Annotated in this window: 16 protein-coding genes, 1 tRNA gene and 1 pseudogene; 1 reads left to right on the forward strand and 17 read right to left on the reverse strand. The window is 62.0% G+C overall.

Annotated elements, in window-relative coordinates; translation table 11 throughout:
- Nucleotides 1–73 precede the first annotated feature (73 nt).
- The 3 genes from QAZ47_RS31235 to QAZ47_RS31245 are packed head-to-tail and all read right to left on the reverse strand — an operon-like array spanning nucleotide 74 to nucleotide 3,682.
- The gene (locus tag QAZ47_RS31235; RefSeq protein WP_278231948.1) at nucleotides 74–1,225 is read right to left on the reverse strand and encodes a glycosyltransferase family protein; all 1,152 of its coding nucleotides are present in this window, start codon (nucleotides 1,223–1,225) and stop codon (nucleotides 74–76) included.
- Nucleotides 1,222–2,466, reverse strand: a complete 1,245-nt coding sequence (locus QAZ47_RS31240; RefSeq protein WP_278231949.1) for a glycosyltransferase — start codon at nucleotides 2,464–2,466, stop codon at nucleotides 1,222–1,224. The genes QAZ47_RS31235 and QAZ47_RS31240 overlap by 4 nt, the downstream gene beginning before the upstream one ends.
- Nucleotide 2,467: 1 nt before the next feature.
- Complete coding sequence (locus tag QAZ47_RS31245; protein WP_278231950.1) at nucleotides 2,468–3,682, reverse strand: glycosyltransferase family protein; 1,215 nt, start codon at nucleotides 3,680–3,682, stop codon at nucleotides 2,468–2,470.
- Between the two features lie 538 nt (nucleotides 3,683–4,220).
- On the opposite strand from QAZ47_RS31245, the gene QAZ47_RS31250 reads away from it, so the two are divergent.
- Nucleotides 4,221–5,666 carry an adenylate/guanylate cyclase domain-containing protein gene (locus tag QAZ47_RS31250; protein WP_278231951.1) on the forward strand — a complete coding sequence of 482 codons (1,446 nt, stop codon included), beginning with the start codon at nucleotides 4,221–4,223 and terminating at the stop codon, nucleotides 5,664–5,666.
- A 168-nt stretch (nucleotides 5,667–5,834) separates the two neighbouring features.
- Here QAZ47_RS31250 and QAZ47_RS31255 read toward each other — a convergent pair whose 3' ends face one another.
- The 14 genes and pseudogenes from QAZ47_RS31255 to fdnG all read right to left on the reverse strand — a co-directional run bounded on the left by QAZ47_RS31255 (nucleotide 5,835) and on the right by fdnG (nucleotide 23,272).
- A complete protein-coding gene (locus tag QAZ47_RS31255; RefSeq protein WP_278231952.1) occupies nucleotides 5,835–6,905 on the reverse strand; it encodes an adenylate/guanylate cyclase domain-containing protein in 1,071 nt (356 codons plus the stop codon).
- Between the two features lie 3 nt (nucleotides 6,906–6,908).
- Nucleotides 6,909–7,403: a Rab family GTPase gene (locus tag QAZ47_RS31260; protein WP_278231953.1), complete on the reverse strand. Its 495-nt coding sequence runs from the start codon at nucleotides 7,401–7,403 to the stop codon at nucleotides 6,909–6,911.
- A 12-nt stretch (nucleotides 7,404–7,415) separates the two neighbouring features.
- Nucleotides 7,416–10,454 (reverse strand): OmpA family protein, encoded by a 3,039-nt coding sequence (locus tag QAZ47_RS31265; protein ID WP_278231954.1) that lies wholly within the window; start codon nucleotides 10,452–10,454, stop codon nucleotides 7,416–7,418.
- 7 nt (nucleotides 10,455–10,461) lie between these two features.
- Nucleotides 10,462–11,127, reverse strand: coding sequence for a hypothetical protein (locus tag QAZ47_RS31270; RefSeq protein ID WP_278204774.1), 666 nt, complete (start codon nucleotides 11,125–11,127; stop codon nucleotides 10,462–10,464).
- 413 nt (nucleotides 11,128–11,540) lie between these two features.
- The gene (locus QAZ47_RS31275) at nucleotides 11,541–12,542 is read right to left on the reverse strand and encodes an MBL fold metallo-hydrolase (protein WP_278231955.1); all 1,002 of its coding nucleotides are present in this window, start codon (nucleotides 12,540–12,542) and stop codon (nucleotides 11,541–11,543) included.
- Between the two features lie 223 nt (nucleotides 12,543–12,765).
- Nucleotides 12,766–13,206, reverse strand: a complete 441-nt coding sequence (locus QAZ47_RS31280; RefSeq protein ID WP_278231956.1) for a hypothetical protein — start codon at nucleotides 13,204–13,206, stop codon at nucleotides 12,766–12,768.
- A 52-nt stretch (nucleotides 13,207–13,258) separates the two neighbouring features.
- Nucleotides 13,259–13,354: transfer RNA gene (locus QAZ47_RS31285), tRNA-Sec, on the reverse strand.
- A 129-nt stretch (nucleotides 13,355–13,483) separates the two neighbouring features.
- Nucleotides 13,484–15,310 (reverse strand): annotated as a pseudogene (gene selB / locus QAZ47_RS31290) (selenocysteine-specific translation elongation factor); the annotation flags it as partial.
- The gene (locus tag QAZ47_RS31295) at nucleotides 15,307–16,095 is read right to left on the reverse strand and encodes a tetratricopeptide repeat protein (protein WP_278231957.1); all 789 of its coding nucleotides are present in this window, start codon (nucleotides 16,093–16,095) and stop codon (nucleotides 15,307–15,309) included. The gene QAZ47_RS31295 and the pseudogene selB, both read right to left, overlap by 4 nt.
- Entirely contained in the window at nucleotides 16,082–17,503 is a 1,422-nt protein-coding gene (gene selA / locus QAZ47_RS31300; protein ID WP_278231958.1) for an L-seryl-tRNA(Sec) selenium transferase, read from the reverse strand. The genes QAZ47_RS31295 and selA overlap by 14 nt, the downstream gene beginning before the upstream one ends.
- Before the next feature lie 7 nt (nucleotides 17,504–17,510).
- Nucleotides 17,511–18,428 carry a formate dehydrogenase accessory protein FdhE gene (gene fdhE / locus QAZ47_RS31305; protein WP_278233917.1) on the reverse strand — a complete coding sequence of 306 codons (918 nt, stop codon included), beginning with the start codon at nucleotides 18,426–18,428 and terminating at the stop codon, nucleotides 17,511–17,513.
- Between the two features lie 103 nt (nucleotides 18,429–18,531).
- Nucleotides 18,532–19,236 carry a formate dehydrogenase subunit gamma gene (locus QAZ47_RS31310; protein ID WP_278231959.1) on the reverse strand — a complete coding sequence of 235 codons (705 nt, stop codon included), beginning with the start codon at nucleotides 19,234–19,236 and terminating at the stop codon, nucleotides 18,532–18,534.
- Nucleotides 19,223–20,173, reverse strand: a complete 951-nt coding sequence (gene fdxH / locus QAZ47_RS31315; protein ID WP_278204783.1) for a formate dehydrogenase subunit beta — start codon at nucleotides 20,171–20,173, stop codon at nucleotides 19,223–19,225. Before fdxH ends, QAZ47_RS31310 begins: the two co-directional genes overlap by 14 nt.
- A 12-nt stretch (nucleotides 20,174–20,185) precedes the next feature.
- Nucleotides 20,186–23,272, reverse strand: coding sequence for a formate dehydrogenase-N subunit alpha (gene fdnG, locus QAZ47_RS31320; RefSeq protein WP_278231960.1), 3,087 nt, complete (start codon nucleotides 23,270–23,272; stop codon nucleotides 20,186–20,188).
- Between the last annotated feature and the right edge of the window lie 47 nt (nucleotides 23,273–23,319).

Here is a 23,319-nt window from a genome sequence, read left to right on the forward strand (position 1 = left end):
GTTTTCCGTCCGGAATTGCGCAAAAAACAAATAGATGGAGCAGTTCAGCATTTCCGTGAAACGATGAACGGCACTAGAGTCTCAGGGACCATGTTTGGTACCGCTCGCGCAGGATTTGCGCCGAATGATGCGCGCCCTCCAGATCGAGGCGATGCGCGGATGGCCTCGGTCCCACAAGCGCCTGCTCGATCGCTTGCGCCAAACCTTCAGGTGTTAGGTCCTTTTCCATCAGCACCGTTGCAAGACCGAGTTCCTCGAGCATCAGAGCGCGAACCGTTTGTTCGGTTTCCCCGCCGGCTGCAAATGGAACGAGCAGGGAGCGGCAACCCGCGCGCAGGACGTCGCAGACCGTGTTGTAACCGGCTTGCGAGACTGACAGGCGGGCGCCGGTCAGCAGGCTGGCGAAATCCTCGCGGAACCGGAAGACGGACAGACCCGGGGTGGCATCGCGCGCGATCGCGTCAAACTCGTCTTTCGGCAGGTTCGGACCGGTGATCAAGCACCATTTCCAACCGTTGTTGGCATTCCGCGCCGCTGCGATGGTGGAGCTGACGAGACTCCGTCCGGCAGCCCCGCCACCGACTGACACCAGAACGTCGAAGCGCTCGGTTGTCGCGGGCGGTGGCGGCGCAGCAACGAGCCCAGTGTAGGTGACCTCGGCCCTGATCGCTCCGGCCAGTGGAAATGTCTTGTCGATGGTAGCGAAAGTCGGATCGCCGTGGACCATGACAAGGTCGAAATGCCTGTTGACGAGATAGACCGTTTCCTCGTTTCGGCCCGGTTTGACGCGCTCCTGAAGGATATCACGAACGGACGTCGCCAGCAGCGGCCTGGGCGACGTCGCGTCGATGGCATCGATCAGCGGCAAGAGTTCGAAGCGCATCTGCCGGCGTCCAAATGGAAACGCCTCGACAATGACGATATCAGGCCTGCAGTCCCGGAATGCCTGCAGCAGCATCTCGGAACGCCGTTTCTTGAAATCATCGTCGATGAGTTTGCCTTGCAGGTCGACAAGTCCGGAAAATCCTTCATCACCAGAGGTGACGGGTGGCAGGGTTACACATTCTACCCCCGGTCCCGGAAACCCGGCGATCGGCGCTCCGCCGGTCACGACGGTTACTTCGAAGCCGTCGTCGACCAGAGCCGCCGCAATACGGCTGGAGCGCGCGAGATGGCCGATACCGAGCAGGTGCTGGACGTAGAGGAAGGCGCGCAGCCGCTTCAACCGGCGGCCCCCCACTCGCGCTCGAACAGTTTCTTGAGCTGTCCAATGCTTGCCGTATGATCGAAATTGCCGCGTACGCGCTGCTCCGCGGCGTCGCCGAGGCGGGCGCGCAGCGCGGGATCACGGATCAGGCGCTCCAGCGCCCGTGCCAGGGCCACCGGGTCTTCCGTCGGAACCAGCAGCCCGGTTTCATCGGCAAATAAAAGCTCCGGCACGCCGGAAACATCGGTCGACACGCAGGCAAGCCGCTGGCTAGCCGCCTCCACCAGAACATTCGGCAGGCCGTCCCGGTCGCCATTTGCGGTGATCCTGCAGGCCAGGGCGAAGACGTCGGCGCAGCGGTAGTGCTCAAGCACCTCCTTCTGCCCCAGCGCGCCTTTCCAAGTGACACGACCATCCAATCCGAGCTTTTGCGCCAGTGCCTTCAGCTTTTCCAGTTCCTCGCCGACGCCGATATGCTCGAAACGCCACGCCAAATCGCCCGGCAAGAGGGCAAGGGCCTTCAGCAAGGTGTCGTAACCTTTCTTTTCGACGGCACGTCCGACACTTAGAATGATAACCGGTTGATCCGGCGCCGAGCCGTCGTGCTGCATTCGCGCCCCGCCGAAACTGCCGAAGCGATCAAGATCGAGCCCGTGATAGCTCAGATGCACGGACGAGTTGCCGTTGGCGAGTTCTTTCAGACGGTCGAAGCCTGTTTTCGTGCAAGTGACCGTCCAGCGCGCCGAGGAAAGCTTGCCCGCCAGATCCCAGTCCGCCGAAGTCCAGATGTCCTTGGCATGGGCCGAGCAACTCCAGGGCAGGCTACGAAGCTGGCTGGCGTAGCGTGTCACCGATGCCGGCGTGTGCGCGAAATGCGCATGCAGCCATCCCGCGTCTTCCGGCCATTCGGCAGCCAGCACGAGCGCTTGCCCGAAGCGGCGCAAGCGATTGCGCGTAAAGTCGCGGGGGATATCGGCAGCCAGCGATCCGAGCGCCCGCCAGAAGCCCGGCCGCAGCAGATGAACAAACAGCGAGCGAACCACGCGCAGCGGCTCGTGATGCAGATATTCCGGCAGATAATGGACGGGCGCCTTGATCTCGTCATGCACAGGGTGGCGTTTTGCGTCGGTCGGCCGCCTGAGCGCGACGAGTACCAGGTCGAACCCGGCGCGCTCCAGACCAAGCAGTTCCTGCGCGATGAAGGTTTCCGACAGCCGCGGATAGCCCTTCAGAACCACGACGATCTTGCGACGCTGCAACTCAGTTCATTCCCTCGATGACCGCAAGGTGATGGCCGGCCCGCCGGTCGAGCAGTTCCGCGACGATTTCTGAAATATGAGGCAGCCCTTCCAGCGTCAGATGCGGATTGCTCTGTGATGGGCGGGGGCGCTCCGGCAGCGCCACCAGCGCATCGGCAAATCGCTGGGAATCCTTGGCTTCATCCGGCAACAGCATCTCGATGAGGCCGAGTTCGGCTGCGCGCCGAGCGCGGATCAGTTGTTCCTCGCGAGGCTCGACGCGCGGCACGATCAGCGCTGGTTTGTCAAAAGACAGTATCTCGCAATAGGTGTTGTAACCGCCCATCGCTACCACCGCCTTGGCCCCGGCAATCAGGTCTTCCATGCGGTTGTCGAACTCGATGATCTTGATGTAGGGGATTTTGGCCCCCTTCCTGAGCAGCTTGTTGCGTTTGCGCGCCGGCATGTAAGGCCCAAGCACGATCAGCGCCCTGTGCTGCAATCGCGGATCCTGCTGATAGGCGTCGATGACGTCGTGGATCAGTTCGGCGCCGTCGCCGCCGCCACCGGTGGTGACGAGGATGTACTCGCCCTCGGGCCGGTGGCCGGGGAACTCGTTCCGCGGCAGGCTCCGTTGCAGGAAACCGACGAACCTCATCTTTGCCCTGACAGCCGGCGGCACGTCCAGGCCGGTCAACGGATCGTAGAAATCCGGTGGGCCGTAGGCCCAGACCCTGTCATAGAACAGGCCTATCTTGCGCATCACATCCCGGCGTGCCCACTCTGCTTCGAGCAGATGCGGCGCATCCATCACCTCACGCAGGCCAAGCACGAGCGTGGTGCCCCGTGTCTTGAGATAAGACAGCGTATCCTCGATCTCACCGCGCAGGCCAAGCGGTTCCTTGTCGACGATGAAAATATCGGGCCGGAAGGTCTCGGCTGTGTGGCGGATGATCGACTGGCGCATCCTTAGCGTCTCGTCCAGATCGATATCCTTTTCCAGCGAGTTGTATTCGCCGTTGCGCAACTTGATGACGCTGGGGATCTTCACGAAGTCGACACGGGCGCGGTAGTCGAAGGCGCCGGCGATGGTCGCGCCTGAAATGATAAGCACCTGAAGTCCGCGGAAATCCTCGACCAGCGAATGCGCGATCGTCCGGCAGCGCTGCAAGTGGCCGAGCCCGAACGTGTCGTGGCTGTACATGAGAATTCGAGCGTCTGGTACGTGCTGGGTCATTTTTGAACGTCTTCTAGAATTCTCGTGTTGAGCACAGTGGGCGATCCCGCAGGCTTCGAAACCATCCCGGGTCTACCGGCCTGTCCGACTTGCTACAGGGGGTGTGGAGTCCCTCAGCCCTTTTATCGTCCCCTATAGAGCATCCAGAGCGGCATTGTTACGATAGCGAATACAATTAGAGCCAATTCGGCCCAACCAGGTCTATGGGTCATGGACCCGGTCTACGATGCGATTCGTAAAATTAATCCCGCCTGTCCAGCGGGAATTGGCAACGAGAACGATGCTGGCAAGCTCAAGCGCGATCAGAGCGCCCTTCATCGTTGGTCGGTCGGGTTTTCTCATCCGTCTTTCATATCAGCCCACCGAATTTCGGCAACGGTGTCGCCTCTATCGCATTTAACGATTCGAAATTTCAAACTGATGCAGCGGCCGCTCCGGTGCGCTACGCGCCGAGACTCTCGTACGCCAAAGGATTCAATCCATTCGCATCGTGCTGGTTTTTTAGTAGGCTGTCACGAGGCAAGGTTGAGGATCCGGCGTGACGGTAGTCGACGATCGCCTTCTCGAAAGCAAGATGACCAAGGTGGAGCAAGCGCGAGCCTGGAGCCCACGCGTCATCTCGAAATTCGAGACGCTGATCAGGAGCGCCGACGACCACTCGCTCTATCGCGTCAATCCGCTGGCCTTTGCTCGCGACCGCGCAATCGCCGAGCCTGAAGCAATCGACCTCTTCCTTCACGCCGCCCGCTGTGGGCTATTCGACATGAGCTGGGATGTGCTCTGTCCCCAGTCCGGGATGGTGCTTGACAGTTTCGGCGCCCTGCGCACGCTGAAGACCCACTACGTCTGTGGCCTGTGCGACGTATCGGGCGACACCGACCTCGACGACTTCATCGAGGTCACCTTCTCGATATCGCCGAAGCTGCGGCGCCTGCCGCACCATGATCCCGAGACGCTGCCTGTCGAGGATTTTCACTGGAAGCTCCACTTCGGACATGACGGGCGGCTACCCGGGCAAGACGTTCGCTTTCTTGACGTTCTGCGCGGCTTCGTTCGGGGCATGACGTTTCTGCCGCCCGGCACCACTACAGTGCTCCGTGCCGACCTGGGACCGGGCGCCCTTGCGGGCGTCAACGTGCAGACGCAGGCCGCATTCGCTGTACCGATATCAGGCGATCCGGTGTCGGCGCCGACGCTTCTGAAGATCTATTATGACGGCAAACGCTTCTTGCCGGCGTTGCCCGCCGTGCCGCCTGGTCCGATTGTCGTTGAGGTGGCGAACAGGGGGCCGGTGCGAGGTTCGTTGCTTGCCATCAACTGGCCGCCCGAGTTGGTCGCGCTGACCACCAAGCCGGCGCTCGATTTCGACCCTTATGTCTCCGGCGGAGCGCTGCTTGCGCGGCAAACCTTCCGCCAGCTCTTCCGGTCCGAACGTGTCGACGAGAGGGAGGGGCTCGGCATCCGGCAGATCACCTTCCTGTTCACCGACCTCAAGGGTTCGACCGCCATGTATGAGCGCCTGGGTGACCTCAACGCCTATGCTTTGGTCCGCGAGCATTTCGCCCTGGTCAACGCGGCGGTTCGGCAACATTCCGGGGCGGTCGTCAAGACGATTGGAGATGCGGTGATGGCTGTATTCTCGCAGCCGTCGAATGCGATTTCGGCTGCACTCCACATTTTTGAAGAAATCGATCGCTTCAACGGCGATCATGACGGACCAGGGATCATCCTCAAGATCGGTGCCCACTGCGGACCGTCGATCGCCGTGACGCTCAACGACAACCTCGACTATTTCGGCCAGACCGTGAATGTCGCCGCGCGCGTGCAGTCCTTGGCGGAAGCCGGACAGATCTGCATTTCCGAGGCACTCTATTCCGCGCCCGGGGTCAGCGACATGGTCGCCGGCCATCATGTCGTGGCCTTTGACGCGCCTCTTCGAGGCGTGGAGGGTGATGCAACCGTTTATCGCATTATGCGGGGATAGCCGCGATTGCGTGCCAACTCCCTTTCGCACGCCGCAATGCATGTCGCGCAAAAATGTGCAGCGGTTTTGCGAAAACGACACGCATAAGACAAATAATTAGGACAGGAGCTTGTGGCATCCGTCTGGTAAGCGCAGGTGGTTTGGGTTCCGCCCGCGAAGCACGGCAAATCAGCCGCGGAGCCGCCACATTCGCACACGACCTGTGCCACGCAATTCCGTTTCCCCGAGCGGGTCGCAAGCAAAATCCGGTCCGAGCAATTGGTAGGTTGCATCCGAAATACGGATTTCATCGGGCTCCGCGGCCTTTTGAATGCGCGCGGCGAGATTGACGGTGTCGCCCCACAGGTCATAGACAAACCGCCTTTTGCCTATGACGCCCGCCACGATCGGTCCAGAGTGAATTCCAATTCTCAGTCCTAGCGGTTCGCCCGCAAAGCGCTCGCGCCTGGCCGCCTCCCGCAGCTCGAGCGCATAGTTCGCAAGGGCCTGCGCATGATCGGATCGCGCGGTGGGCAGGCCAGCGACCGCCATGACGCAATCGCCGATGGTCTTGATCTTTTCGCAGCCATGTTGTTCCGAGAGCAGATCCGCCGCCTTGAAGAAGTAATTTAGAATAGCGAGCGTCGTCGTGGCTCCGACGCTCCGCGCTCTTTCGGTAAAGCCGACGATGTCGGCAAAAAGCACACTGACCTCCGCGTGATTGTCTGCAATTTGCTCGTCCGCTTTCAACCGCTCCGCGATCGACGCCGGAAGAATGTTGAGGAGCAGGGATTCGGCGCGCCGGTATTCGCGCGCCAAGCCCTCCTGGCTCTCCCTCAACGCCTCGTTCGTCGATTGCAGCTTCGCATTGAGTTGACGCTCCCTCTCCTGCAGCAGCGTCATCTCATAGGCCTTCTGTTGAAGCCGCTGTTGGTGGTCACGTTCGGGAGTGGCGTCGAGAAAGACCAACCACGTCGAGCCGCCGTCACCAAAGAAATGAAGGTCCGCGACATGGCCGCCGGGCAGTTCCATCATGGGCATATGGAATGGAAGCTCCGGGCAAGGCAGCAGCCCTTCCATGAATTCAAGCTGATCGGCAACGAGCTCGCCAGTGCGAAGCGACGAGAGCCCGTAATGTTCGAGGTTGCCGCCCTTCTCTTCTATGCATTGCCGGGCATCGATTTTCAGATATGCGGCAAAGCGCTCGTTGGAGAAGAAATCGTATATCCAGCTTCTGACTTCTTTCGGCAATCTGGGCATGGTCTACTTGGCGACCATCGAAGCAAGCTGACGAAACGCATCGTCAACATGTTCGCCCGAAAGCGCGCTTGTCAGATAGATTTGCCATCCACGTTGCTTCAGCTCGTCAATCTCACCATCCGATATTGCCCACTGATCGGCCAGATCGGATTTGTTGAACAGCAATACGAACGGCATGGCGCCGAATTCGGCCTCGGCCCGCTCGCGCAGCGTGAGCGCCACGGCAAGAGTGGCGGGCCGGGTTCCATCGACGACAAGCACGAGCCCGGTCGCACCTCGCACATAGCTGACGCGGAATGAACCGATATCGTCTTCGCCGGCCAAATCCCACAAAATCAGATCCACGGTTTTGTCCGGGAACGCGACACTCTTCTTGTCGATTTTCACGCCAACCGTGGTCAGGTAGGTTTCTGAAAAGATGCTTTGCACGAACCTGCGAACCAGACTCGTCTTCCCGACACCGAACCCGCCCAACATGCAGATCTTTTTTTGCAGCATCTGGGCTCCCCGCTATTCCAGGTTCACCGTAATCGAAACCCGGCGATTGGTGGAGCTCCCGGTTTGACTATCAGGCACCACCGGCTCAAAGGTGCCCGCGCCCCGAACCAGCAGCAATTCCGGGGGGACGCCGCGCTTGTTGAGAAGCGCACGAACTGTCTCGGCGCGGGCGGCGCTGATCGAAGCGTTGGCCGTCTCGCGGCCCGTGGCGTCCGAATGTCCAGTCAACATGAACCGCGCTGTTACGCCTGACTTGCGGGCACTTTGGGCGAATTCCTTCAACTGATCCGCCAGTCTGTCTAGAACCGGCGTCTGCTCCGGTCCCGGGACAACTCTGCCGGAATAGAAGAAAATATCGGTCGCCTGGATGGCCTCTCTCAGTCGATTAAGTTCTGGAAGGTTCAGCTCGCGCAGCTGTGAGACATCCATCACCACTCCGTCCGTGGAAAGTTGCTGCGCGGCGGCCCGCGCCCGGTTGATCCACGTGACGGTAGCCTCACCCGCGGCAACGATTCGGTCATCGATGATCGTAAGCTGTACCGTATCCGGCGGAGCCAGCGATGCCGTCAGCCGCTTCAACACGAACTCCGGCTCGAGGCTCTGATAGAATTGCCACTGTGAATGCACGCGAGCGGGATCGACCTCCGTTCCCGACAACAGCGACTGCGGGTCGGCGGCGAGCGGGTCTCTCAGACCGGAAATGTAGAAATGTCCGCCCCTCGCCGTTTGTTGGGCGACGATGATTCCCGGTTGGGCCTCAAGTCGCGACACATAATACTGCCAATGCTCCGCCGCGCGTGCATCGGGGCTCACATCACGAACCTTGGAGATGTCGAACTCCGGTCCTCCTACTGAGAGCTGTCTTGCCGCTGCGCGCGCCCGATCTATCCAGGTGTCGGGAGCCTCGCCCTCGGCAACGATGCGGCCATTGACGATCGAAAGTCGCACTGTATCCATCGGATACAGCGACGCCGCCAGCCGCTTCAGCACGAACTGCGGCTCAAGGCTCTGGTAGAATTGCCAGCTTGCATGAACGCGAGCGGGATCGACCTCCGTCCCGGACAGAAGCGACTGCGGGTCGACGGCAAGCGGGTCTCTCAGGCCGGTAATATAGAATTGGCCATCGCGCACATTCTGTTGCGCGACGATGATGCCGGGCTGCGTCTCGAGTCGCGACAAATAGGCCTGCCAGCGCTCCTCGGGGCTCACATCACGGACCCCGGAGATGTCGAAGGCCGGACCGCCGGCTGAAAGCTGCTGGGCGGCGGCCCGCGCCCGGTTGATCCACGCGGTGGTGGCCTCACCCTCGGCAACGATGCGATCATTGACTACTGACAGCCGCACCGAATCCGGCGGCGCCAGCGACGCCATCAGCCGCTTCAGCACGAACCGCGGTTCAAGGCTCTGGTAGAATTGCCAGCTTGCATGAACACGCGCGGGATCGACCTGCGTTCCGGCCAACAGCGACTGCGGGTCGGCGGCAAGCGGGTCTCTCAGACCGGTAATATAGAATTGGCCGTCGCGTACATTCTGATCGGCGACGATGATGCCAGGCTGGGTTTCCAGTTGCGACACATAGGTCTGCCAGCGCTCCTCGGCGCTCACATCGCGGACCCCTGAGATGTCGAAGACCGGCCCGCCTGCCGAAAGCTGCTGGGCGGCGGCCCGCGCCCGGTTGATCCACGTGGTGGTCGCCTCACCCTCGGCGACGATGCGACCATCGACGACCGAGAGTCGTACCGAATCCGGCGGCGCCAGCGACGCCGTCAGCCGCTTCAGCACGAATTCCGGCTCGAGGCTTTGGTAGAACTGCCAGTTTGAATGAACGCGGGCGGGATCGACCTCCGTTCCCGACAACAGCGACTGCGGGTCGGCGGCGAGCGGGTCTCTCAGGCCGGCAATGTAGAACTGGCCGCCGCGAATTTTTTGTTCGGCAACAACGATCCCCGGCTGGGTCGCCAGCCGCGACCGATAGGTCTGCCAGCGCTGCCCGGCTTGCCAGGAAAGAAAGAACCAGGCGCCTGCCGCAGCCAGAATCAGCAGGGCTGCCGTCACCACCAGCCACGGGAATCCCTCTTTTGAATCCGTATGCTGCAGCTCGACGCAGGTTTGCAACTGGGTCTCTACGCCGGGCAACTGCGAGGTGTCCCCGTCGAAGCGCTCCAAAGCCTGCGAGGACTGATCATGGATGCGAAGCAATACGTCGCGGATTATTTCGTGCAGCTCCTCCGGCGGATTTCCCCTGATCACCGCAACCAACGTCGCAAACGGTCCGACTTCCGACCAGAGGCGAAGCTCTCCGAACCGGATGGTGTCCAGGCCGCTGTTTTCTTTCTCGTTGAACGAGTCCTTCACAAAATCCTGGATTGCGCTGAGCATCGAGGAAATCAGTTGTGGGTCTTCGCTGGTCGCGTTTTCGGCTGTTACATGCGCGATCAAAAGCCCGGAACTGCGGCTGATGAGAAAGACATGCTCCACGCGATAGACGAGAGAATGCTTGAGAACGACTTCGGAGAAGCTTGTTCCCGTCCTCCAGGCCTCAAATCTCCACTTGAGACCATGCCAGGTAAATATATGCCTTAAAGATTCATTCAGCGACTGGAAGGTCTGGTCAATCTTTTCGCCGATCGACTTGCGAATGGCCGGCAGAAACACCGGATACAATATATCGGTCAGCGCGCTGGGGTTCTTCTGGATGGACCTTTGCGCAGCCCTCTCGACAGCTGGCGCAAGGGCCTCGCCGAGCTGCACAAGAGACGCCCCTGCGGCTGCGGTAGGGAGAACGCTCCCCACCGCAGCCGCAAGCTGCTCAGGTTCGTCGAGCAGGTGCGTAACGCGTGAAAGCTCCGAGATTTCGTGGCCGACGAGCAGTTGGCGAAGCCTTTCCAGCCGATGATCGGCGGCTGGAACGCCTTCGTAAAGCGCATGGTTGTCCGGATCGACGTTTTTGGCAATTTCCACCAAAAGGCGGGCCAAAGCCTCGCGATCAATCCCGGTATCGTTCGAAGCTACTTTTTTAGGAAGGCTGATTGGTTCGACGCTCGACGTCAACTTCCGATCAACTCACTTTCCAACCACGCTCCGAATTGCCCTTGCTGCCGACGGGATCCTGATTGAGACATTTCGCGACCTCGACAAACAGGCCGGCCAAAAGATTTCGGTCGGTCTTGACGTTGCTGAGGTCGGAAAAGATCTTCTCCATCAGCATTTGAGCGCTTTCATTCTTTTGCTTGATTTCCTCGCGCAGCAAATGGTCGCTTCTGTTCATACGATCCGCTATTTCGCGCTCGAGCTCGCTCAATTGATCAGACAAAGCGCGCACCTGCTTTTCAAGCGCTTGATTTTGATCGCGAAGATTGCGGTCGATCTCCTTGTCGGCCTCGGCTCGCGCATCTTTTTCGTTCCGCAACTGCGTCGCCAGCGAGTCAACCTGCTTCTTGGCATTCGACTCGTAGGTCTCAAGATTGCGCTTGGCCTCGGATTCGACATCCTTGAACCGCTGCAGGAACCGTTCCTCAAGTTTGGAGAAGCGGCGATCATAGTCCTGCATCTGATTGCCGAACAGCAGATCGCGTATCTTGTCGACACCTGGAGCGTCACCGCCGGGCCCGCCCTCGCGCGCTTGGGGGGCCATAAAGTTCAGCCCATTTCCCTCTGCATTACCGATCAAATTTGCGTCCGCTTTATTTGCCGCAGAAGCGGCACTCGAAGATTCCTTCGCCATCACCGTGCCCCAATTACCCACTGCAACATTAGGAGACTGTAAATTATGTCAGACAAATACCAGGCCCGCAAGGCGAAATCCTCTTGGCTTGAAGCCAGTTCGTCCGTCGCTTGTTCGTCTCTTGGACCAGCGACAAATGCACAAGTCCCGATTGGCGTCGCTCTGGTGCCGCTTGTGATGGCGGCGATAGCCGGCCGATCCATTTGATCATTCGCCAAGCCACGCATTACGAAGCGAAATTCGACCGCTCACCTTGCACCCTGCTATCAGTTCCACACGGTCGACAGTCGACCCCGCCCGTCAGTCGGCGCATAGCCCGATTGCAAGCCTCAATCACCACCCCAAAAAGCAAGCCGGGCTTACCTGTTCCCACCGTGCGCGCAACAGTAGTGGCCTCACGAGGGGAACGAGCCTTATCTCGCGGTAACTGAATCTCCGAGAAATCCAGCTTCGAATTCGGCCCGCAGCTCATCTTCGCGTCCGAGATACCGAGGCGAAAGGTGTATCTGGTGGGCGGAGATCGCGCCGGCTTGCCTGGCGATCGCACCTGCCTGCGCGGCGGTCAGATGCTTCTTCGACGCCGCGAGGTCTCGGTCTGCCTCCAGGAATCCGCCTTCGATGAAAAGCTCATCGGCGCCGCGCACCAAGTTGGATAGACGTGTGACATTGTCCGAGCAGAACGCCAAATCAGTCGCATAGGCGATGCGTTGACCCGGCGCACGGACCAGTGCCTGAGCCCGCAGCAGTTCCCCAAGCGTTACCTTCCTGCCTACACTCGGCGTGAACTCGGTAGCCGCGTCGGCGCCGCGTCGCGCCGCCCGCTTGGCGTTTGTGAGCCAAGGTCCGACGGTAAGATCGAGTTCATCCAGGCGCGACCTGTGCACGTTGACCCGTAGCTTTTCCTGGAAGGCGAAGGCTAAGCAAGGAATCCCGTGATCGAGCGTGACGGCTTCGATCGTGAACTCCGGATCGTCCAAAGGGAACTGAGTGTCTGCGTTCTGCCAATTCTCCCGCACGAAAGCCCTGCGCGCCCGGAAGACGGCTGCAGTGGCAAAGCCTTCTTCCGTCCAATCAGAGGCGAAGATCGTAAAGTCCTGCGACCGTTCGTTGAGGAGATTCCAAGTGTAGGCCCCCAGCTTCGCCTGGACGGCATCCGCCAGTCCGGGCGGGCCGATGATATGGACCTGCTTTTCACGATAGAGCGACACCCCGAGCAGACGATCGAACCCGCTGAAGTGGTCCATGTGCATGTGCGACACGAATATGTGCGAAACGCGCAGGATCTCACGCGGCGAAAGCGCCGACAGATCGCCAAGGTCAAAAAGGACTGCCTTACCGCCGAAGCGGAAATCGAGAAGCAGTACCGGGTCGGAAAACGGCTCATTTACCAAGCGCGGCTGGACGAGAAGCGTCATGATGGGGGAGGCAAGAGTTGCATCCTCCAAAACACGGGACGCGTGCCGTTCGTTCCGCCGGTCGGTCCGGATAGGCTACGGACACGGGCATTGCGTCCACGCGGTCGAACGTGTCGCCGGGACCTCGGCGCCAATGCAGGGATCGACCAAACGGTCCACGGCCTTCAAGGCGATCGGCGAGATTGGCGCGGCGTCTCTGCGGCTGGGCCCCACATGCCATTCTTCAAAAGTCGACGACGGCCGTGTCCGGCATCTGCTGCTCGAACAGGGTCCAAAAACCTGAGCCCCGGGCTTCGGAGTACCAGTGTTCGAAATCCGCGAGCGCGGCACGGATAATGGCGGATTGGTTCCCGTTCGTGTCCCGGAACATGGCCAGCGCAACCGGCGCAAAATGCGAGATCACCTCCGAGCGCGCCTCACTGTCTGCATCCCAGCCGAGGCGCGTGCGCAAGGCGGCGAAGGCGTTCGCAACGGCGATATCTTCACTTTCTGCCGCGGCCATCGCATCGGCGATCATCTGCATGAAATTGAGCCGCCGGAAAGCAAATGCGCGGTCCTGCTCCAGAACTGCGATCTGCCTTGCTGCCTCCTGCCGGAAGCTCGTCTCCACAGCTTTGGCGGACTCGGCGGCGGTCCTCAGTTCAAGCAGAAAAGGTGTTGGCATCGCGTCGTCTCCTCGAAAGATCCGCACATTTCCGGGGCCAACTCTAAGAGGATGGCGGAAGAGAGTGGGAGTCGAACCCACCAAGGACCGGCTCGCGGCCCCTCCCGGATTTGAAGTCCGGACGCCCCACCGGGGACGATGCTCCTCCAGAAGCTTTCGTGATTGGCGGCCCACTGTCGTCCTGACGGCGAAACAGGTCCAGGCGATGCTTGTTGGCACGCCGCAAATCACCGCGCCGCAAGGTGACGCCGTGCCGGTCGAGGAATTCGAGGATGTGGACGGCAATCTTGCGCCCGCTGCCCGCACTGTCGCGAAACTGTGCGACGCTGAACCGTCCGTCATGCTCGGCCGCCAGATCGCAGACGATCTCGACGATCTCACCCAGCACCGAATGAAGGAAGAAGTGATCGTGCGCAACCTCATGCACTATGCCGATGCGTCCGGCGAGCTTCAGGACCTTGCGAATTTCCGCTTCCGGCCGGGCAAGCTCGCTTGCGATATCGCGCACTCTTGGGGGATGGAATTTCACCCGGCCGGCTAATCGTGGCTCGATCTCGCGCCAGAGGGCCTCTTCCCTGGCCGCGAGACGGACCTGATGTCCCGGAAGCCGTATCCAGGCGCCGTCAAGCTCGATCTGACCGGCGCGGACCAGGCTTCGCGCCGCAGCAGCGAAGGCCGGCGCGGGAAGACAGGGATCGAGCTGAAGGCGCAGCTTTTCCATTCCGATGCCCGGCAAATCCGGGTTGCCGGCATGAAAGGCCTCCAGGATTGAGCCCAAGTCGTGCCTGAACCGAGCCCAACGCACCGACGAAACCACGAACTGCTTCTCCCCGACGGGAATCGTGACAAGGCCAAGACAATCGATCAGGCTTGTAATCTCGCCGGCGCCGAGCGCCCGATCACGTGCGAAGGCCGCGAGCTCCAGATAGTGGGGCGGCGTGTCGAGCAGGGCAGCGACGGCCTTTTCCGGAGCCGCGATGGCGAATGCTTCGAGCATGGCCAGCCGATCCGGTGAGCGGCGTTTCCGGCTTGGGGCCCTGAGGTCGATGAAGCGCCCGCCGCCTATGGTTCGCTGGGCGGAGGTGTCGCGCATCACATAGGCGTCGCCGGCGGCAGCGGCGATCGGACTCTCCAAAACGATCTGGACCTTGGCCGTGCCGCCCGGCGCTATAGGCTCGTCGCCGAGGAGCACAATCCTCGCCCCGACCTCGGCCGCGGCGTGATGGAGCCGCACCGGGAACCACTGCCCGATCGGCCTTGGCTCGCGTGGCAGCACGCGCAACTCCGCGTCGATCCTGTCCGCCGGCGCGTGAAGCGCGGGATCAAGGATCACGTCTCCCCGGCGGATCGCCTCCTTGCTGACGCCGTCGCCGGTCAGACAGAGCGCGCAGCGGTCTCCGGCTCGGCCGCGCTCTGCCATGCGGTTCTGAGCGTGGATCGAGCGAACGCGCGCAGCAAGCCCTGGCGGGCTTACCACCACGCTGTCGCCGACTCCGACGGAGCCTGAAAGGACGGTGCCGGTAACGACGGTGCCGATGCCGTGCAGGGTAAAGCAGCGGTCGACCGCCAGTCGAAAGCGGTCCGAGGCTGAGCGCCTGGCGAAGCGCGATGCCTCTTCGGAAAGCAGGCGTCGAAGGTCATTGATGCCTTCGCCGGTAACGATAGAGGCCGGGATGACCTCAGCCTCTTCCAAGCCGGTGCCGGCGAGGGCGGCGCTGACGTCCGCGCTGACGGCTGCGCGTCGTGCCGGGTCGGCCAGATCACACTTCGAGAGCACGACCAGCCCGCGCCTGACGCCAAGGAGATCGACGATCGCCAAGTGTTCACGCGTCTGCGGCATGACGCCGTCGTCGGCCGCCACGACCAACAGCACGAAATCGATGCCGCTGGCGCCGGCGACCATTGTGTGGACGAAGCGCTCGTGGCCGGGAACGTCTATGAACCCGACGACGTCCCCGCTCGGCGTCGGAAGATAGGCGAAGCCGAGATCGATCGTCATGCCGCGCGCCTTCTCTTCCTGGAGCCGGTCCGTGTCGACGCCCGTCAGTGCTTGCACCAGCGCCGTCTTGCCGTGATCGACATGCCCCGCAGTGCCGACGATCATGGCGCGAGCTCCTCGAACGGCAGCGCGGCGCGGCGCTCGGCCTCGGCGATATCGTCCGCGGTCAGCGCGGCGAGCGCCGCGTCCAGGTACCGGCCTGCCAGAGCACTCCCGCCTGCCCGTGCACGCAGCAGCCAGGCATAGGCTTCGACGGCGTCGGCGGGAACGCCGGCCCCGAGATGGCAGGCGGCGCCGAGCATGGCCTGACCATCCGCGTCGCCGCGCAATGCCGCCTTGCGCCACCAGCGGACCGCTTCCGCGGGATCGCGCGACACGCCGAGCGCATCGTGATAGAGCATGCCTACACGAGTCATTGCCGATGCGATCCCTCGCCCGGCGGCGGCCAGCGCCCAGCGCCGCGCCTCGGCAATGTCGGGCTCGATCACCTGACCCTCGAGCAGCATCCAGCTCAGCATGTCCTGTGCCGGTCCGTCGCCCTGCTCGGCCGCCGCCCGATAGAGCTGGGCCGCGCGGCGGTAGTTCTGTTCGACGCCTTCGCCACGGAAACAGAGCGAGGCGAGGTTCCGCTGCCCGACCGGATCGCCGGCTTCGGCGGCAATCGCCAGCCAGCGGACGGCGAGACTGCGGTCACGCTCGACGCCAAGCCCCTCGGCGAAGCAGGCGCCGATATTGTTTTGGGCGCGAGCCGATCCGGACCGCGCCAGCGGCTCCCAAATCCCGAGAGCTGTGGCATAGTCGCCACGTTTGGCGGCGTCGAGGGCAGCCGCCAACTGGTCGGCCACAGGTGTCCGAGCGGGCTTGCGCGCGAGATGATCAAGCCACCGCATCACCATCTCCTCCCAGAACGAAGTTTGCGAGATTGGCTACAAAGCCGGCTTCGTCTTCAAGGCAACGCAGATCAAGCACGAGCGCCCGCTTTTCCACCCGCCCGATCACCGGAACAGGCAGCGTCCGCAACGCGGCTGCAAGCGCTTCGAGGGCCTGACCGCTTCCTGAATGGGGGCTGAGGGCAAGCCCGGCGCTGGGCAAGGTGTCGAGCGGCATTGCACCCGATCCGACCTGGCTGCGGCACTCCATCACTTGCACTGCAAATTGATCGCCCAGAGCGTTTGAAAGCACGGGAGCCAGGCGCTGGGCCTGGGCGGCAATATCGATGGCGAGGCGTGCGAGCAGCCTCAGAGTCGGCAAACGCTCGGCCAGGCGATCCGGGTTGCGATAGAGCTTCAGCGTCGCCTCCAGCGCGGCCAGCCGGAGCTTGTCGACGCGAAGCGCCCTCTTCATCGGATTTCGGTTGACCTCGGCGACAAGATCCTTCCTGCCGACGATGAAACCAGCCTGCGGCCCTCCGAGCAGCTTGTCGCCCGAGAATGTGACGAGATCGGCGCCGTCCGCGATCGCTTCGCCCACGGTCGGCTCGTGCCTGAGGCCATATTGGGTAAGATCGATGAGCGTGCCCGAGCCGAGGTCGTGGACGAGAGGCACGCCGCGCTCCCTGGCGATTGCCGAAAGCTCACGCGCCGAGACCTGCGCCGTGAACCCCTCGATCCGATAGTTGGACGTATGCACTTTGAACACCAGCCCAGTCGCCGGACTGATAGCCGACAGATAGTCCAGGGGATGCGTGCGGTTGGTGGTCCCGACCTCAACGAGCTTCGCGCCCGCACGAACCATGATGTCCGGCATGCGGAACGCGCCGCCGATCTCGATCAGCTCACCACGCGACACGATGGCTTCACGGCCGAGCGAGAGCGTGTTGAGGACGAGCAGGACCGCGGCCGCGTTGTTGTTGACGATTGTCGCATCCTCGGCCCCGGTGAGTTCGCATATGAGCATGCGCAGATGATCGTCACGTTCGCCGCGTCTACCCGTCCCGATATCGAACTCGAGCGCCACTGGCTCGCGCATGGCGACGCGCATCGCCTCGGCGGCTTCGCCCGCAATCAACGCGCGGCCGAGATTGGTGTGCAGCACAGTGCCGGTGAGGTTGAAAACCGGGCGCAACGATGGGTGCGCGGCGGTCTTGAGCCGGACAAGCGCGTCGACAGCGAGGTCGCACGCATCAGGCACCGCGGCCCCGGTGCGGCACGCCGCCCGCGCTTCTTCGAGCGCATCGCGGATGGCGCGCGTCGTGGACTGCTGCCCGAAGCGCTCGACCGCCGCAGCCGCGAGCGGCGTCTTCAGCACTCGATCGACCGAGGGAAGATCGCGCAGGCGAGTTGCGGGCAAACCGGACATCGCACCCTCAATAGCCGATCAGGAACGGATTGAACGATCCGCGGCGATAGCCGGCTTCGCGCATGAGCATGTCGAGGCCAAGCGTCGCCACGTCGTCGGCGATTGGGTCGAGATGGGGGTCCTTGTGCTGATGCAGGATCTTCACATAGCAGCCGCAGGAATCGCAGGTTTCGGCCTTCACCGTGCCCGGCCCGCCCTCGACCTCCTGGTAGCCGATGCCCTTGGTCGAGCCGCACAACGTGCATTTGATGCGCACGTGGTTCCACAGCGTGCCGCATAGCGAGCATGCGCAGAAGCGCGACCCGTGGGCCCCTTGCCAGCCGACAATGATCGAGGATGCCGGCGGGCCACCGCAGGCGGGGCATGCGCCTTCGCCTACCGGCACCAATGCAGGGGCGTCCAGTCGGGCGGCGAGACGGGCGAAGTGAACCTGCAGCGCGGCCGCGGCATAGACGTGCTCGGCGAGCGCCTCCATTGGGATCGCACCGGCGAGCACATTGCGCACCATGCCGAAGCGCTTCGCCGGAGTGGCCTGCCTCAAACGGTCCAGCGCATCGGCTGCGGCTCCTGGCTTCTCGATCTCCGATGCCGCGGCGACCAGGCGGTCGAGCGTCTCTGCGGCCATGTCGAGCGCGAGGCTGTTGCGGTCGAGCGGCGGCATTCCAAAACTGTGCGCGCGCTCGCGCGCCGCGCCATCAGGCATCTCTGGTTCCGCCAGGCCCTCCTGAATGCGGTGCTGCACATCGGCGAGAGCGGAAAGAAAGCGAAGATAGGGACGCAGCCCATGGCCTGCAGCCAGCGCGTTCCACCGCTGCGCGCGACGAGAAAACAGACTTGCGGGCTCTGGAAGGCGGGCAAAGGGAGGGGCGGAGACCTCGCCTATGGCGGTGGGGTCGGAACCGGCCGGAATGATCTGTCTTGGCATTCGAGCCTCACGAACCGCACGGGTCACGTGGTTGCCTGACCGGCACAAAAATCATGTGCCAACACAAAACTAGGGCGGGAAAGTCGTCCGACCAGCGCCCGCTCTATTCGGCGGGCTTCGATCCCGATGATCCTGTTTCCTTGCTCGATTTGGTGACGAGCTCCCGCAGCCATTTGCGGTGATGCCGCCAAGCCCAACCGCCGGTCACCCGCCCGCGCGTCATGGCCGGAATGGTACCGCGCACCCAGATGGCCGAGTAGAAATGGACGATCCAGACGCCGATGATCGCGACGGCCGCGATGGAGTGGACTAGTATGGCCAGCCGCTTCTGGTCGATTGTCGTATACTGGGAGAAATACTGATCCCATGCCACCAGTCCACTGGAGATGAGGATCACAATCAGCACCGACATCGACCAGAAGACGAGTTTTTGGCCGGCATTGTATTTGCCGACCTCGGGAACATTGTCCTCTTGATTGGCCAGCACGTCGCGGAAACGGCCGAGCCACGTCCCGTCCTCGCGTCTCCACAGATTGGCTTTCCAGAACCGAAGGAAAAGCCCAAGGAAGCCGAAGAAGAGCACGACGCCGATCCAAGGATGGATGAAGCGTGTGAACTGACCTCCGCCGAAAAGGCCGGACAGGAAGAACAGGCTCGGGTGGAACATCGCAAGGCCGGACAGAGCGAGCAGGACCAGGCTCGCCGCGGTGATCCAGTGGTTGATCCGCGCCCCTACCGTGTAGCGGTCCACGATCACCGGCTTGCCGGGATGGACCTGTTCGTTCGGCTTGAGGTCATCGGCGGCCATGGCTGTCGCCTCCCGTCAGCTCTTCGGCGTGCTCCTCATCCGCCTCGGTTACCCTGTTCGGTCCCATGATCAAATGGTGGAGCAAGCCGACGCCGGCCGCCACGCCCAACACCGTGAGGCCTGCATATTTGGTTACACCTTTCCACGCCTCGACCAACGGACTGATCTTCGGGTCCTTGGGCAGGCCGCCGTAGATCTCCGGCTTGTCGGCATGATGCAGCACATACATTACATGTGTGCCGCCAACGCCCGGTGGATCATAGAGGCCGGCATTGACGAAGCCGCGCGACTTCAAGTCCTCGACACGCTTGGCGGCCCAACCCGTCATCTCATCCTTGGTGCCGAAGACGATCGCCTGCGTTGGGCAAGCCTTGGCGCAGGCAGGGCCTTGGCCGACCGCGACGCGGTCTGAGCAGAGCGTGCATTTATAGGCCGTGTGGTCGACCTTGGAGATGCGCGGGATGTTGAACGGGCAGCCCTTGATACAATAGCCGCAGCCGATGCAGTTCTCGTGGACGAAATCGACGATGCCGTTCGAATATTGCACGATCGCGCCCGGCGCCGGACAGGCCTTGAGGCAGCCCGGATCGGCGCAGTGCATGCAGCCGTCCTTGCGGATCAGCCATTCGAGCTCATTGGTCTCGGGGTTGTCCCATTCGCTGTAGCGCATCAGCGTGAACATGTCCGGCGTCAGGTCGGGCGGATTCTCGAAGGCGCCGGCGAAGACACCGACTTCCGGATGCGTGTCGTTCCACTCGATGCAGGCCGTTTGGCAGGCCTTGCAGCCGATGCATTTCGAGACATCGATGAGCTTGGCGACTTCCGTCAGCTGCTTCTCAGGAGCAGGAACGGTCGACGCCGAGCGGCGGATGAGGTCCTTCTCGGAGAGACGCGGGGTCGTCTGCGTCGTCGATGGATTGGGAAGGGGAGGAAACATCGCTTGCCCCTCCTATGCCGCCGGGCCCGGTGCGGGCTCGATATTGACCAGGAACGCCTTGTACTCCGGCGTCTCGATATTGGCGTCGCCGACAAAGGGCGTGAGCATATTCGGGCCGAAGCCTTTCTTTGCCGCTCCGGTGAAGCCCCAGTGCAGCGGAATGCCGACGATATGAATGGTCTTGCCGTCGCAGGTGAGCGGCCTGATCCGTTTGGTCACCATGGCTTTCGCCACCACCGAGCCGCGCTTCGACCAGACACGCACCCAGCCGCCCTTGGCGATGCCCTTCTCGGCCGCAAGCTGTTCGGAAATCTCCACGAAGAATTCCGGCTGGATCACCGCATTGACGATGACGTGCTTGGTCCAGAAGTGGAAATGCTCGGTCAGCCGGTAGGAGGTCGCCGCGTAGGGGAACTCCGGCGAGGCCGCTTCGGCGAACTGGGCCATGTCGCCTTGGAATACCCGCGCCGCGGGATTGCCGCGGACTTTGGGCGCCACCGGATTGACGATCGGCGACTCGAACGGCTCGTAGTGCGCCGGGAACGGTCCGTCGCGCATCATGGTTCGGGTAAAGAGACGCGAGACGCCTTCCGGGTTCATGATGAACGGGCCGACCTGATCAGGCTTAGCCGACGGCGCGATATCAGGTACGTCGTAACCCGACCACTTCTGGCCGTCCCATGCGATCACTTTGCGGCTCGGATCCCAGGGCTTTCCGGTGAGATCAGCGGAGGCCCTGTTATAGAGAATGCGGCGGTTGGCGGGCCATGAGAACGCCCATTTCGAATAGAAGCCGGCATCGTCCGGATCGCTCGTATCCCGCCGGGCCATGTTGTTGCCGTTCTCGTTGAAGCAGCCGGAATAGATCCAGCAGCCGCAGGCGGTCGAGCCGTCGTCACGCAATGCGGCAAAGGCCGGCAGCAGCTTGCCGGCCTCGGCCAGCACCTTCGTCGGATCGGTCGTGTCGGTCACCTTGGCGAGCGCCCTGCCGTTGATCTCCTGCGCAAGTTCTTCGGCCTTCGGGTCGCCGGGATCGGCGTAAGGCCAGTTGAGCTTGACGATCGGATCGGGGAAGGCACCGCCTTCCTTGGTGTAGAGATCCTTCAGGCGCAGGTAGAGTTGCGCCATGATCCAGGTATCGCGCTTGGCCTCCCCGGGGGGCGTGCCGCCGGCCCAATGCCATTGCAGCCAGCGTCCCGAATTAACTAGAGAGCCATCGTCCTCCGCGAAGCAGGTCGAGGGCAGCTGGTAGACTTCCGTCTGAATCTTCGACGGATCGACATCGTTGTACGGCCCGTGGTTCTCCCAAAACCGGCCCGTTTCCGTATCCAGCGGATCCATGATGACCAGGAATTTGAGCTTGGAGAGGGACTCGATCACCTTCTTCTTGTTCGGAGCCGCCTGCAGCGGGTTGAAGCCCTGGCAGAAATAGCCGTTCATCTTGCCCTGGTGCATCAGCTCGAAAGTTCGCAGCATGTCGTAGCCCGGCACGTCGAGCTTCGGCAGATAGTCATAGGCGAAGTCGTTCTGCGGCGTTGCCGCATCACCCCACATCGACTTCTGGAAGCTGACGAAGAACTTCTTGTAGTTCTGCCAATAGCTCATCTGGTTCGGCCGCAGCGGCTTGAAGCCGCGCGTCGACATGTAGGTCGCGAGGTCCGGCTCCTTCTGCGTCGGCACCGTGAGATAACCCGGAAGCAGGTTCGACATCAGCCCCAGGTCGGTCAGCCCCTGGATGTTCGAATGGCCGCGCAATGCATTCATGCCGCCGCCCCGAATGCCGATATTGCCGAGAACGAGCTGCAGCATGGCCATGGCGCGAATGTTTTGCGAGCCCTTAGAGTGCTGCGTCCAGCCGAGCGCATACATCGACGTCATTGCCTTGTTCGGCGCGGACGTTTCGGCAACCATCTTGGCTACCTGAAGGAATTTCTCCTTCGGCGTGCCGCAGATGCGTTCGACCATTTCCGGCGTATAGATCGCGACGTGGTTCTTGAGCAGGTTCCAGACGCAACGGGGATTGGCCAGGGTTTCGTCGACGACGGCGAAGCCATCGGGTCCGATATCGTAATCCCAACTGGACTTGTCATAGTCCCGCTTTGCCTCGTCATAGCCGGAGAACAAGCCGTCCTTGTAAGTGAAGCCCTGCTTGACGACATAGGGCGCGTTGGTGAACGCCTTCACATAGTCCCATTGCACCTTGTCATTCTGGATACAGTAGTTGATGAGGCCGAGCAGGAAGGCGATGTCGGTCCCCTGGCGGATCGGCGCATAGACGTCTGACACCGAGGCCGAGCGCGTGAAGCGCGGATCGATGACGATGAGCTTGGCGCCGCGGTTGGCCTTGGCTTCCGTAACCCATTTGAAGCCGCACGGATGGGCTTCGGCGGCATTGCCGCCCATGATCACAACAAGATCCGTGTTCCTGATGTCGGTCCAGGAATTGGTCATTGCGCCGCGGCCGAATGTTGGGGCGAGACTCGCCACCGTCGGGCCGTGTCAGACACGCGCCTGGTTGTCGAACGCCAGTATCCCTGTGCTGCGGACTACCTTGTAGGTCGCGAACGCGGTTTCATTGGTCGAAGCCGAGGCGGCGAGGAAGCCTGTGGTGAGCCACCGGTTGACCGTCACGCCGTCATTGTTCTTCGCGACGAAATTCTTGTCGCGATCGTCCTTCATCAGGCGCGCGATGCGATCCAGCGCGTCCTCCCAGCCTATCGGCTCGAACTTGTCGGACCCGGGCTTGCGGATCAATGGATGCTGCAGCCGGGTCGGAGATTTTACGAAGCCGAGCAGGGCCGATCCCTTGGGGCACAACGTGCCGCGATTGGTCGGATGGTCGGTATCGCCCTCGATATGGGTGATCTCGGCCTTTTCGCCCTTCCTGAGGTCGCCTTTCGAATACAGGATGATGCCACAGGCCACCGAGCAGTAGGGGCAGGTGTTGCGCGTCTCGACCGTGGTGGCGAGCTTGAAGGGCCGTATCGCCGCCGCATGCGCGGCCTCGATGTCGGCGAAGCCGAAAGCTCCCAACGTTGTGCCGGCGAGACCCGCGCCTGCGGTACGCAGGAACGCGCGCCGTGAGAGTTCAACGTTCATCTGGATTTCCTCCCGAATTCCACGCCCATCGGGGCATCTAGAACCAA

This window comes from Mesorhizobium sp. WSM4904 (assembly GCF_029674545.1).
Taxonomy (GTDB): domain Bacteria; phylum Pseudomonadota; class Alphaproteobacteria; order Rhizobiales; family Rhizobiaceae; genus Mesorhizobium.